Source organism: Arthrobacter sp. P2b, assembly GCF_900168295.1.
In the GTDB taxonomy this organism is placed as follows: Bacteria; Actinomycetota; Actinomycetes; order Actinomycetales; family Micrococcaceae; genus Arthrobacter.
Map to the genome: position 1 here is coordinate 256690 of NZ_FVZL01000001.1, position 12784 is coordinate 269473.

The window sequence follows — 12784 nt, forward strand, 5'->3', positions numbered from 1 at the left end:
GTAGCGAGTGGAGATTGGGGGAATCCTGTGTGGTCCACTTGGAATTTCCTTGGAGCCGAACGGCACGGCGCTTACTCCTGCTGCAACTGGAAAACCAGAGGGTTTTTCCCCCTAAAATGCGGGGTTTAAAAGGGTAGGCGTGGCCCTAGCGCAGCGCCAAAATCCGGGTGCAGGATTGAACGTACCGGATCACAAACACTCAGACGGATCCGACGTTAAGCCCCCCGCCTCGGACGGGGCCGCTGATTAAAAAAATGGGACGGGCAGGCTGCGGCCGCCACGCTGATCAACCACGAGCTTGTTCAGTCGCGTCGGCCTCAACCTGTCCAAAAATGGTGAATCGCATCCTTACAGGAGCACAAAAAATGTCCATCACTCCAACTATGAAAACCCGTTCAACCCGGGCAAAGATCGCCCTGGTTCCGGTCCTTTCATTCGGTCTGCTCGCGGGTGCCGCGGCTGTCGCCGCCCCGGCTGCAGCCCATGACGACCGCGACCGCGACCACCGACACGGCTGCAACGTCCAACCTTTGAAACCGACCGATGCACGCGGCGATTGGGTGAACTTCCCGATCAGCGTGAAATGCGATGACGGAAGAAAGGTCGTCCACATCCAGCAGAAGCGCTATGAAAAGGATCGCGGTCGCGACACAAGGCTGCACGATGGCAACCACGACGCATTCCACATCTATGTGCACCGCGCCGACCGCAAGGAGGTCAAAGACAGGTACGACCAGGTGAGCCGTAGGCTTGACCGCCGTGGCCCGGAAGAGGTTTACCACGAGATCAGGTTCGCTGTGGATAAAGGACATGGCCGGCTTGAGTGGTCCGGATGGGTAAAGAGCGAGACATTGACGGGCGTCAACTCGCATCATTAGTGAATAGAAGGACCCTCATACGGGAGCCAGGGGCACAAGCCCCTGGCTCCTTATTTGTGCCACGGTTCGTCTTTGTAACGAGGTTCGTCATTGGTTGGAGGACGGCCTGGGGTTGGAACGCCCCCTTGACTCGCCGCCCCACCCTTCCCTACACTTTTCATAAAGCAGAATCTAAATTCCACAAAGCGGAAACGGTTGAAGGGCCGGGGAAGCGCGGGAAGATAGATCAAAGCCCTCCCCGGAAGGACCTACGATGACGTACACAGTGAACTGCTCCATCCTCCTCACGGAGCTGCCCCTGCTTGAGCGCCCGGCAGCCGCCAAGGCAGCGGGTTTTGACGCTGTCGAGTTCTGGTGGCCGTTTGAGTCCTCCGTTCCCGCCGACGCCCAGGTCACCGATTTCGAGAACGCCATCAAGGACGCCGGTGTTCAGCTGACAGGCCTGAACTTCAACGCCGGCAACATGCCCGGAGGTGACCGCGGCCTGGTTTCCTGGAAGGGACGCTGCTCCGAATTCAAGGACAACATCGACGTCGTGGCCGGCATCGGCGAGCGCCTGGGCTGCAAGGCCTTCAACGCCCTCTACGGCAACCGGCAGGACGAATTCAGCCCCGAAGAGCAGGACGAGCTGGCCGCCAGGAACCTGGCAGCTGCCGCAGAAGGCGTCTCCCGCATCGGCGGCACCGTCCTCCTCGAACCCGTCAGCGGCGCACCCAAGTATCCGCTCCTCACCGCTGACGACGCACTCAAGGTCATCGCCCGCGTCAAGGCCGAGTCAGGCGCCACCAACGTCAAGCTCCTCGCCGACTTCTACCACCTGGCAGTCAACGGCGACGACGTCGAGTCCGTCATCGAAAACCACGCCAAGGACTTCGGCCACATCCAGATCGCCGACAACCCCGGCCGCGGCGCACCCGGCACCGGAGAGCTTCCCCTCGGCGAGTGGATCGCCCGCAGCCGCGAACTCGGCTACGACGGCTACATCGGCCTCGAATACAAGGAACCGCAGGAAACGGCCTTCAGCTGGGCAATCCGCCAGCGCGTCAGCCAGTAATCCCCACCCCGCCCAACTGAGTAGCAGTAGATGTCGTTTAGAGCCCTCAAAACGACATCTACTGCGACCTAGTTGGGTAACCCCCCACAGACTTCAGAAAAGAGAACCATCATGAGCAACGTTGCAGTCATCGGACTCGGAATCATGGGCCTGCCCATGGCCATCAACCTAGTCAAGGCCGGCCACACCGTCACCGGCTTCAACCGCAGCCAGGACAAGATCGACAAGCTGGTCTCCGAAGGCGGCAAGGGCGCCACGAGCATCACCGACGCCGTGAAGGACGCCGACGTCGTCATCACCATGGTGCCGGACTCCCCCGACGTTGAGGGCGTGGTCAGCGGCAAGGACGGCGTCTTCGCCAACGCCAAGAAGGGCACGCTCTGGATCGATGCCTCCAGCATCCGCCCCGACGTCGCCAAGCGGCTCAGCGACGACGCCCGCGAAGCCGGGATCCGGCCCCTCGACGCACCGGTCTCCGGCGGCGAACAGGGCGCCATCGACGCCGTCCTCTCCATCATGGTGGGCGGCGAGAAGGAAGACTTCGACGGAGCGTCGGACGTCCTGAACGCCGTCGGCAAGACCATCGTCCACGTCGGCCCCTCCGGCTCCGGCCAGACCGTCAAGGCAGCCAACCAGCTGATCGTCGCCGTCAACATCCAGGTCCTCGGCGAGGCCATCGCCTTCCTCGAGGCCTACGGTGTGGATACCGACGCCGCCCTCAAGGTCCTCGGCGGCGGCCTGGCCGGTTCCAAGGTCCTGGACCAGAAGGGCCAGAAGATGCTGGACCGCAACTTCGACCCCGGCTTCCGTCTCGCCCTGCACCATAAGGACCTGGGCATCGTCACTTCCGCCGCCCGCGAAGCCAACGTCGCCGTCCCCCTCGGCGCCGTCGTCGCACAGCTCGTCGCCGCCACCGTCAACCAGGGCCACGGCGCACTGGACCACTCCGGACTCTTCAAGCAGGTCCTGCAGCTCTCCGGCCGCGAGTAACCGGTGATTGAGCCTGGGCCCACGCCCGCAGGGTTCCCTGGCCGAGCTTGCGAGGCAAGGGGGCGGGTGGGGAGCAAAATCCAGTTTTCGGCAGGCTCAACCACCAGCCCCCCTCCCAAAACGGGGCACATTGACACGGACACGCCGGCCGCCGTCGTAAATTACTACGCCGACTCCCCCAAACTGCCCCGCGACGGCTCGCCGGGCTACTTCAGCACACCCAAAAACAGGTTTCAGCAGGCTCAACCACCGGGCCCAACCAAAAGCTTCCAAGGAGCACACCATGAGCAAGATGCGTACCGTTGATGCAGCGGTTGCCATCCTGGAAAAGGAAGGCGCCATCGAGGCGTTCGGCCTGCCAGGCGCGGCAATCAACCCCTTCTACTCCGCCATGCGGGAACACGGCGGCATCCGCCACACCCTGGCCCGCCACGTTGAGGGCGCCAGCCACATGGCCGACGGCTTCAGCCGTGCCAAGGACGGCAACATCGGCATCTGCATCGGCACCTCCGGCCCCGCCGGCACCGATATGATCACCGGCCTCTACGCCGCCTGGGCAGATTCCATCCCCATGCTCTGCATCACCGGCCAGGCCCCGGTTGCCAAGCTGCACAAGGAAGACTTCCAGGCCGTGGACATCGAGTCCATCGCCAAGCCCGTCACCAAGATGGCCATGACCATCCTGGAGCCCGGCCAGGTTCCCGGCGCCTTCCAGAAGGCCTTCCAGCTGATGCGCTCCGGCCGCCCCGGTCCGGTGCTGCTGGACCTGCCCATCGACGTGCAGCTGGCCGAGATCGAATTCGACATCGACACCTACGAGCCGCTGCCCATCGAAAAGCCCAAGGCCTCCCGCAAGCAGCTGGAAAAGGCCCTGGACATGCTGACCGCAGCCAGCCACCCGCTGATCGTGGCCGGCGGCGGCATCATCAACGCCGGCGCGTCCGCGCAGCTGGTGGAACTGGCCGAGATCCTCAACGTTCCGGTGATCCCCACGCTGATGGGCTGGGGCACCATCCCGGACGACCACCAGCTCATGGCCGGCATGGTGGGCCTGCAGACCTCGCACCGCTACGGCAACGAGAACTACCTGCAGAGCGACTTCGTGATCGGCATCGGCAACCGCTGGGCCAACCGCCACACCGGCGGCCTGGAGACCTACACGGCAGGCCGGAAGTTCGTGCACATCGACATCGAGCCCACGCAGATCGGCCGCGTGTTCTCGCCGGACCTGGGCATCGCGTCCGACGCCGGTGCGGCGCTGGCAGGGCTGGTTGAGCTCGCCAGGGAGCGCAAGGCGGCCGGGTCCCTGCCGGACTACAGCGCCTGGGTTGCCGAGTGCCAGGACCGCAAGGCCTCGCTGCACCGCAAGACCCACTTCGAGAACATCCCCATCAAGCCGCAGCGCGTGTACGAGGAGATGAACAAGTCCTTCGGCCGCGACACCATCTACGTGTCCACCATCGGCCTGTCCCAGATCGCCGGCGCGCAGATGCTGCACGTGTTCGGGCCGCGCAAGTGGATCAACGCCGGCCAGGCCGGCCCCCTGGGCTGGACCGCCCCGGCAGCGCTCGGCGTTGTGCGCGGCAAGCCGGACGAGACCGTGGTTGCCCTTTCCGGTGACTACGACTTCCAGTTCATGATCGAGGAACTGGCCGTGGGCGCGCAGTTCAACCTCCCCTACATCCACGTGGTGGTGAACAACTCCTACCTCGGCCTGATCCGCCAGTCCCAGCGCGGTTTCAAGATGGAACAGAACGTGTCCCTGGCGTTCGAAAACATCAACAGCGCGCACCTGTCCGAGGACACCCGCGGGTACGGCGTGGACCACCTGAAGGTGGCCGAGGGACTGGGCTGCAAGGCCGTGCGCGTGGAGGACCCCAACGACCTCGCTGCCGCGTTCGACAAGGCCAAGGCGCTGATGGGCGAGTTCCAGGTTCCCGTGGTGGTTGAAGTGATCCTGGAAAAGATCACCAACATCTCCATGGGTGTGGAAATCAACGCCGTGAACGAGTTCGAGGAACTGGCTGAGACGGCCGCCGACTCCCCCACCGCCATCCTGGCCCTGCAGGCCTAGACCAGAAAAGACAGCACTGCCATGCGCATCGTCATTGCCCCGGACAAGTTCAAGGGATCGCTCTCCGCCCCGGACGTCTGCACGCACCTGGAAAAGGGACTGCAGCGTGGCGCCGGCGGCAACCTTGACGTCGTCCGGATTCCGGTGGCCGACGGCGGCGAGGGCACCCTCGACGCCGCCGTCGGCTCCGGCTTCATCCGCCGCACGGCAACGGTGAGCGGCCCCACCGGCCAGCCGGTGCGCGCGGACTTCGCCGTCCGGGACCACGAGGCCGTCATCGAGATGGCCACCGCCTCCGGGCTGGCGCTGGTGCCGCAGGTGGCCCGCGGCGGAAAGCCAACGTCCGCGGATGCCACGACGGCCAGCAGCCTGGGCACCGGCCAGCTGATCCGCGCGGCCCTGGACGCCGGCTGCCGCCGGATCGTGTTGGGCGTGGGCGGTAGCGCCAATACCGACGGCGGTGCAGGGCTCCTGCAGGGGCTCGGCGCACGGTTCCTGGACGCAAGGAACAACGAACTGCCCCCCGGCGGTGCTGCGCTGGCCAACCTGCACAGCATCGACTTCACCCACTTTGAACCCCGTCTGGTGGACACACGCTTTGTGCTGGCGTCCGACGTCGACAACCCCCTGCTGGGCGCCCAGGGCGCCGCGGCGGTTTTCGGCCCGCAGAAGGGCGCCACACAACAGGACGTCGGCATGCTCGACGCCGCCCTGGCCAGGTTTGTCGAAGTCCTGGCCAGGGAAATCGGATTCCGCGCCGTCAAGGCCGCGGAGGCTCCCGGCGCGGGGGCGGCCGGCGGGGTTGGCTTCGCAGCCATCGCCGCCCTGGCCGCAACCCGGCGTCCGGGGATCGACGTTGTCCTCGGATTCACGGGACTCGCCGAACGCCTGGCCGGAGCCGACCTGGTGATTACCGGGGAAGGCAGCCTGGACGAGCAGAGCCTGCTGGGCAAGACCCCCATGGGTGTGGCCCGGGCAGCCGCTGCACAGGGCGTTCCGGTCATCGCCGTCTGCGGCCGTACCACGCTGGCGGAAGACCAGGCAGTCGCCGCCGGGTTCGAGGAGATTTACGCTTTGACAGAGCTCGAAAGCAATGTAGACAGGTGCATAGCAGAGGCCGGACAGCTTCTGGAGCAGCTGGGCACCCAGATCAGCGGGAGGTTGGCGGCCGAACGGCCCGCCCGCACCGCAAGTACCAAGGAGGACCTCCATGTCTGAAGACCGTTACGACCTGGTCATCCGGGGCCGGCGCATCATGACCACCGCCGGAATCGCCCCGCGCGAGGTGGGCGTCCGCGGTGGCAAGATCGTTGCGCTCGAGCCGCTGGGCAACGGCCTGGCCGGCACCGAAATCATCGAACTCGCCGACGACGAAACCCTGCTTCCCGGCCTGGTGGACACCCACGTCCACGTCAACGAGCCCGGCCGCACCGAGTGGGAGGGCTTCGCCTCCGCCACCCGCGCCGCCGCAGCCGGCGGCGTCACCACTATTATCGACATGCCGCTGAACTCCGTACCACCCACCACCACGGTGGAGAACCTCAAACTCAAGCGCGAGGTGGCCGAGGACCAGGCGTTCATCGACGTCGGGTTCTGGGGCGGCGCCATCCCCGGCAACAAGGCCGACCTGCGCCCCCTGCACGACGACGGCGTGTTCGGCTTCAAGTGCTTCCTGCTGCACTCGGGCGTGGACGAGTTCCCGCACCTGGACGCGGACGAGATGGAGGAGGACATGGCCGAGCTGAAGTCCTTCGATTCCCTCATGATCGTCCACGCCGAGGACTCGCACGCCATCGACCGCGCACCCCACCCCGGCGGCGACCACTACTCCACGTTCCTGGCCTCCCGCCCACGCGGCGCCGAGAACAAGGCCATCGCCGAGGTCATCGAACGGGCCCGCTGGACCGGTGCGCGTGCGCACATCCTGCACCTGTCGTCGTCGGACGCGCTGCCCATGATCGCCTCCGCAAAGCGCGACGGCGTCAAGCTCACCGTGGAGACGTGCCCGCACTACCTGACGCTGATGGCCGAGGAAATCCCCGACGGCGCCACCGCGTACAAGTGCTGCCCGCCGATCCGCGAGGCCTCCAACCGGGAGCTGCTGTGGCAGGGCCTGCAGGACGGCACCATCGACTGCATCGTTTCGGATCACTCCCCCTCCACCCTGGACCTGAAGGACCTGGAAAACGGCGACTTCGCCGTGGCCTGGGGCGGGGTCTCCTCGCTGCAGCTGGGCCTGTCCCTGATCTGGAGCGAAGCCCGGCACCGCGGCATCCCGCTGGAGCAGGTTGTCAGCTGGATGGCGGAGAAGCCCGCCAACCTGGCCCGGCTCACCAACAAGGGCCAGCTGGCGCTGGGCTACGACGCCGACTTCGCGGTGTTCGCGCCGGATGAGGCCTTCGTGGTGGACGTCTCCAAGCTCAAGCACAAGAACCCCATCACCCCGTACGACGGCAAGGCGCTCTCCGGAGTGGTCCGCAAGACGTTCCTGCGCGGCGCCGTGGTGGACGGCCAGACCCCCACGGGCAAGCTGATCCGCCGCGGCGGAGTGTAAGGACGCGCCATGGCAGTGGAAGTCCACCATCCGCGGACGGCTTACCGTCCGCGGCTGGCCCAGCCCAAAGCTGCCGCCCGCGGCCTCGCCGTGTGGGTGGTTCCCGGGGAGGGCACCAGCCCGGAACTCCTTGCCCGCGCCGCCCAACTGGTCCTTGCCAGGGCCCTGCAGACTGCTCCGGAGGCGGAAGTCCATTGGCCTGCTGCCGGAGCTCCCACGTCCGGGGTCTCCGCCTCGGCGGAAGGAGCCGCAGACGACTCCTCTCAGCCTTCCTCCGCAGCGGAGAACCCCAGCGCCGCCTCTCGTGGCGCACAAACGGACGACGACGGCGGCACCCGGCTGCCGCCGTCGGCCGGCCCCGTCAGCCGCATGGCCGTGGACCTGGCCGCCGATACCGTCCTCCTGGACGGCAGGCCGGTGCCGCTCACCGGCGTCGAATTCAAGGTGCTCCGCTACCTGGTGACCCACCTGTCCCGCACGGTGGGCCGGGAGGAGCTGCAGGAGTTCCTGGACTCGTTCGAAACCCCCGGCGCCTCGGCTCGATCCATCGATGTTTACGTGGGCCGGATCCGCCGGAAACTGGGCAATGCGCGCCATGCCGTGGCCACTGTCCGCGGCGGCGGATACCAGTTCGTGCCGGGAAAATCGGCAACAGTTCGCGGCCCGGCGGAATACTGCATATGACGCCGGAGTTGTATGACTGAGCGGGAAGCCGCTTCACTTGATGTCTTGCCAGTAATGACAAACCCTTCCAAAGGAACGCCATGAGCCACACCCTGACCACCAAGCTTCAGCCCGGAACCCAGGCCCCTGACTTCACCCTCCAGGACGCCCAGGGCCGCCAGACTGCCTTGGCCGACTACCGTGGCAAAAATGTCATCGTGTACTTCTACCCCAAGGCCGCCACCCCCGGCTGCACCACCGAGGCCTGCGATTTCCGCGACAGCCTGGCCTCCCTGCAGGGCAAGGGCTACGAGGTCATCGGCATCTCCCCGGATGCCCCGGAGGCCCTGGCCGGCTTCACCGGCGACTTCTCCCTGACCTTCCCGCTGCTCTCCGACGAGGACCACGCGGTTGCCCTGGCCTACGGCGCCCGGGGCGAGAAGCTGGTCAACGGCGAGATCGTTGAGGGCATCGTCCGCTCCACCGTGGTGGTGGACCCGGACGGCAACGTCACCCTGGCCCAGTACCAGGTCCAGGCTGACGGACACGTCGCAGCGCTGAAGGAAGCCCTGGGAATCTAACCTCCCCGTCTTCCCACCACCGGGACGCTCCATCACGTCTTGCGTGTTTTTTCAGGACGCTCCATCACGTCCTGCGTGTTTTCCCCTAACGCCCCTGCAGATCCTGCGGGGGCGTTAGGCGTTTTCCGGGCAAAGCCGGAGCCGACAGCCCGGTGGACCGGGCACAATGGCAATGTCGCCCTGCAGCTGCTTTGAAAGGAGGACCCGGATGGCAAGGAAAGAACTGGACCGCAGCGGGTTAGTCCTGCAGTTCGAGGACGAGTTTGAAGGACCGGACCTGGACAGCAGCAAGTGGATCCCGCGCTACCTTCCGCAGTGGAGCAACTCCGATAGCGCCCGCGCCAGGTACCGTTTCACCTCCGACGGGCTGGCGTTGATGATCGAGGAGGACCAGGCTCCGTGGTCCCCTGAGCACAACGGGGGCCTGCGCGTTTCCAACCTCCAGACAGGTGTTTTTTCCGGGCCGCTGGGGAGCACCGAAGGCCAGCACCACTTCACCCCCGGCCTCAGGGTCACCGAGGCCCAGGCAGAGCAGCGGCTGTACACCCCGCACGACGGGCTCATCGAGGCCCGCGTTGCCGCCATCGCCGATCCCGCCTGCATGGTTGCCCTGTGGATGATCGGCTTCGAAGACATCCCGGAACACTCCGCCGAGATCTGCATCTTCGAGATCTTCGGCTCGGATATTGGTGCCGGCACCGCAAAGGTCGGCATGGGAGTGCATCCCTTCGGGGACCCCCGTATCCAGGACGATTTCCGGAAAATAGAACTGGCTGCGGACGTGACCGAATTTCATTCCTACAGCGCCGACTGGACGGCGGACGGTGTCGATTTTTATGTTGATGACCGGTTTGTGGCCGCGGTGGAACAGTCGCCGGACTATCCCATGCAGCTCATGCTCAACGTCTACGAGTTTGAAGGCGCATCCCCGTCGGCGTCCACGTATCCGAAGGAGTTCCTGGTGGACTGGGTCCGCGGTTACCGTCGCGAACCGAATCCCGTTGCCGCTTCCCCGGCCCAATGACAGGATGGCCGCATGGTCATCGAGGTCCGTCCGGCCACCAGTTTCCAGGACGTCCGCGCGCTCGTCGGGCCCAAACGGCCCGACGCGAACGTCTGCTGGTGCCTGAGCTACCGCATCCCGTCCAAGCAGAACCAGGCGCTGCACGGAACGGAGCGCGGGGAGCTGGTAAAGCAGTTGGTGGCGGAGGATCCGCCGCCGGGTGTGCTGGCGTACGACGGCGGCGAGCCAGTGGGGTGGGCCGCGGTCCACCCCCGCGCGGACACAAGTTTCGCCACCAACCGCCGCATCCCGCACGTGGATGACCTGGATGTGTGGTCCGTGTGGTGCATCCGTGTCCGGCCCGGCCACCGCGGCAACGGCATTTCGCACGCACTATTGGCAGGCGCGGTGGAGCTCGCCCGCTCGTACGGGGCGCCCGCCGTCGAAGGCTATCCGGTGGACAACGGCGGGAAGAAAGTGGACCTCACCATGGCCTATGTTGGCACCCGCAAACTCTTCGAGGACGCAGGCTTCACCAAGGCGGCGGACACGGACTCGGTGCTGAACGGCTTTCCGCGGGTGCTGATGCGGCTTTCGCTGCGGTAAGACGGCGTCCGGGCCGGCCGCAGGTGCAGCCGGCCCGGACAGACCATCCAGTGCCTTGGGGGTCAGCCCAGGTCGAAGCGGTCCAGCTCCATGACCTTCACCCAGGCCGCCACGAAGTCGTTAACGAACTTCTCCCCGCCGTCCTCGCTCGCGTAGACCTCTGCGAGCGCCCGGAGCTGCGAGTTGGACCCGAAGACCAGGTCCACCGGCGTGGCCGTCCACTTCAGCTCGCCGGTGGAGACGTCGGTGATCTCGTAGACGTTCTCCTCGCCTTCCGAGGCCTTCCACTTGGTCCCCGGCGAGAGCAGGTTGACGAAGAAGTCGTTCGTCAGGACCTGCGGCCTGTCGGTGAGGACGCCGTGGCTGGAACCGCCCACGTTGGTGCCGAGGGCCCGCATGCCGCCGACGAGCACCGTCATTTCCGGTGCCGACAGGTCCAGCATGAACGCCTTGTCCAGCAGGAGGGTCTCCGGCTGGAGCTTCTCGCCGGGGCGCACGTAGTTGCGGAACCCGTCCGCGCGCGGCTTCAGGTACTGGAACTGCTCGACGTCGGTCTGGTCCTGGGAGGCGTCGGTGCGGCCGGGCCGGAACGGCACGGTGACGGCAAACCCGGCGTCCCTCGCCGCCTTCTCCACCGCTGCGCAGCCACCCAGCACAATAAGGTCCGCCAGCGAAACCTTCTTGCCCCCGGCCTGGCCCGAGTTGAACTCCTGCTGCACCGCCTCGATCTTCTGCAGCGTGGTGGCCAGCTGCTCCGGTTCGTTGACTTCCCAGCCGCGCTGGGGTTCCAGCCGGATCCGGGCACCGTTGGCGCCGCCGCGCTTGTCGGTCTTGCGGAAGGTGGAGGCCGCGGCCCACGCCGTGCCGGCGAGCTGCGGGACGGTCAGGCCGGAGTCCAGGAGCCGTGCCTTCAGCGAGGCGATGTCCTCCTCGTTGACCAGCTCGTGGTCAACGTTCGGGACCGGGTCCTGCCAGAGCTGGGCCTCCGGAACCCACGGTCCGAGCATGTGCGGGCCGACAGGTCCCATGTCACGGTGCAGCAGCTTGTACCAGGCCTTGGCGAAGGCGAGCTGGAACTCGTCGGGGTTCTTCAGGAAGCGCCGCCCGATTTCCTCGTAGACCGGGTCGAAGCGCAGCGACAGGTCCGTCGTCAGCATGGTGGGCCGGTGCTTTTTCGCGGGGTCGTGCGCGTCCGGGATGATCTCCGGGGCATCCTTGGCCACCCACTGGTGGGCTCCGGCCGGGCTCTTGACCAGTTCCCACTCGTACTCGAACAGGATCTCCAGGAAGCGGTTGCTCCACTGGGTGGGCCGGTCCGTCCAGGTGACCTCAAGGCCGGAGGTGATCGTATCGCCGCCCTTTCCGCTGCCGTAGGTGCTGAGCCAGCCCAGCCCCTGCGTCTCGAGATTGGCAGCCTCCGGCTCGGGACCCACATGCGCGTCGGCGTCAGCGGCGCCGTGGGTCTTGCCGAAGGTGTGTCCGCCGGCGATCAGCGCGAAGGTCTCTTCGTCGTTCATCGCCATCCGCTTGAACGTCTCGCGGATAAACGCTGCGGCGAGTTTGGGATCCGGGTTGCCCATCGGCCCCTCGGGGTTGACGTAGATCAGGCCCATCTCGGTGGAGCCCACGTCCTCTGCCATCTGGCCTTCGCCGATGTAGCGTTCGTCGCCGAGCCAGGTGTCCTCCGGGCCCCAGAAGATTTCCTCGGGCTCCCACACGTCCTCGCGGCCGAAGGCGAAGCCGAAGGTCTTGAAACCCATGGACTCGAGGGCCACGTTGCCGGCGAGGACCAGAAGGTCTGCCCAGGAGAGCTTTTGGCCGTACTTCTGCTTCACCGGCCACAGGAGCCGGCGGGCTTTGTCCAGGTTGGCGTTGTCCGGCCAGCTGTTGAGCGGCGCGAACCGCTGGCTGCCGTCCCCGGCACCGCCGCGGCCGTCGTGGACGCGGTAGGTGCCGGCTGCATGCCAGCTCAGCCGGATCATCAGGCCGCCGTAGTGGCCGAAGTCCGCGGGCCACCAGTCCTGGGAGGTGGTCAGGACCTGGGTGATGTCCTGCTTGAGGGCCTCAACGTCGAGCTTCTGGAATTCCTCGCGGTAGCTGAAAGTGGGGCCGAGCGGGTTGCCGGCCGGGTTGTGCGCGTGGAGCACGGAGAGGTCGAGCTGGTTCGGCCACCAGTCGGCGACGGTGCGCGGCCGGTGAGCCTTGGGTTGCGGCGAATCGATGGCGGGATTTTCGCTCTCGCTGCCGTGCGAGGTCACGCTGTCATGGGCAACCGGGCAGCCACCCTCAACCTTGCTGTCCAGGCCCTGGGCGCTTCCCGGGGTAGGGACCGGGGGGTGGTCCTGACGATCGGTCATGTGCTTCCTTCCATATGGCCGAGG

11 protein-coding genes are annotated in these 12784 nt (G+C 66.2%); 10 read left to right on the forward strand and 1 reads right to left on the reverse strand.

Annotated elements, in window-relative coordinates; genetic code table 11:
• Positions 1-365 precede the first annotated feature (365 nt).
• The 10 genes from B5520_RS22310 (at position 366) to B5520_RS01180 (ending at position 10403) form a co-directional block, all read left to right on the forward strand.
• On the forward strand, positions 366-878 hold the full coding sequence (locus tag B5520_RS22310) for a hypothetical protein (RefSeq protein WP_139386195.1): 513 nt from the start codon (positions 366-368) through the stop codon (positions 876-878).
• Positions 879-1131: 253 nt separating this feature from the next.
• On the forward strand, positions 1132-1932 hold the full coding sequence (locus tag B5520_RS01140) for a hydroxypyruvate isomerase family protein (RefSeq protein WP_079595221.1): 801 nt from the start codon (positions 1132-1134) through the stop codon (positions 1930-1932).
• A gap of 111 nt (positions 1933-2043) precedes the next feature.
• Positions 2044-2922: a 2-hydroxy-3-oxopropionate reductase gene (locus B5520_RS01145; RefSeq protein ID WP_079595222.1), complete on the forward strand. Its 879-nt coding sequence runs from the start codon at positions 2044-2046 to the stop codon at positions 2920-2922.
• A gap of 283 nt (positions 2923-3205) precedes the next feature.
• On the forward strand, positions 3206-4996 hold the full coding sequence (gene gcl, locus B5520_RS01150; RefSeq protein WP_079595223.1) for a glyoxylate carboligase: 1791 nt from the start codon (positions 3206-3208) through the stop codon (positions 4994-4996).
• A 21-nt stretch (positions 4997-5017) separates the two neighbouring features.
• Entirely contained in the window at positions 5018-6214 is a 1197-nt protein-coding gene (locus B5520_RS01155) for a glycerate kinase (RefSeq protein ID WP_079595224.1), read from the forward strand.
• On the forward strand, positions 6207-7550 hold the full coding sequence (allB, locus tag B5520_RS01160; RefSeq protein ID WP_079595225.1) for an allantoinase AllB: 1344 nt from the start codon (positions 6207-6209) through the stop codon (positions 7548-7550). The genes B5520_RS01155 and allB overlap by 8 nt, the downstream gene beginning before the upstream one ends.
• A gap of 9 nt (positions 7551-7559) precedes the next feature.
• Positions 7560-8234 carry a winged helix-turn-helix domain-containing protein gene (locus tag B5520_RS01165; RefSeq protein ID WP_079595226.1) on the forward strand — a complete coding sequence of 225 codons (675 nt, stop codon included), beginning with the start codon at positions 7560-7562 and terminating at the stop codon, positions 8232-8234.
• Positions 8235-8314: 80 nt separating this feature from the next.
• On the forward strand, positions 8315-8794 hold the full coding sequence (bcp, locus tag B5520_RS01170) for a thioredoxin-dependent thiol peroxidase (RefSeq protein WP_079595227.1): 480 nt from the start codon (positions 8315-8317) through the stop codon (positions 8792-8794).
• 208 nt (positions 8795-9002) lie between these two features.
• Positions 9003-9818: a glycoside hydrolase family 16 protein gene (locus tag B5520_RS01175; RefSeq protein WP_079595228.1), complete on the forward strand. Its 816-nt coding sequence runs from the start codon at positions 9003-9005 to the stop codon at positions 9816-9818.
• Between the two features lie 12 nt (positions 9819-9830).
• Positions 9831-10403, forward strand: a complete 573-nt coding sequence (locus B5520_RS01180) for a GNAT family N-acetyltransferase (protein ID WP_079595229.1) — start codon at positions 9831-9833, stop codon at positions 10401-10403.
• A 62-nt stretch (positions 10404-10465) separates the two neighbouring features.
• Here the strand turns inward: B5520_RS01180 and katG are convergent, their stop codons facing one another.
• Complete coding sequence (gene katG, locus B5520_RS01185; RefSeq protein ID WP_079595230.1) at positions 10466-12760, reverse strand: catalase/peroxidase HPI; 2295 nt, start codon at positions 12758-12760, stop codon at positions 10466-10468.
• Between the last annotated feature and the right edge of the window lie 24 nt (positions 12761-12784).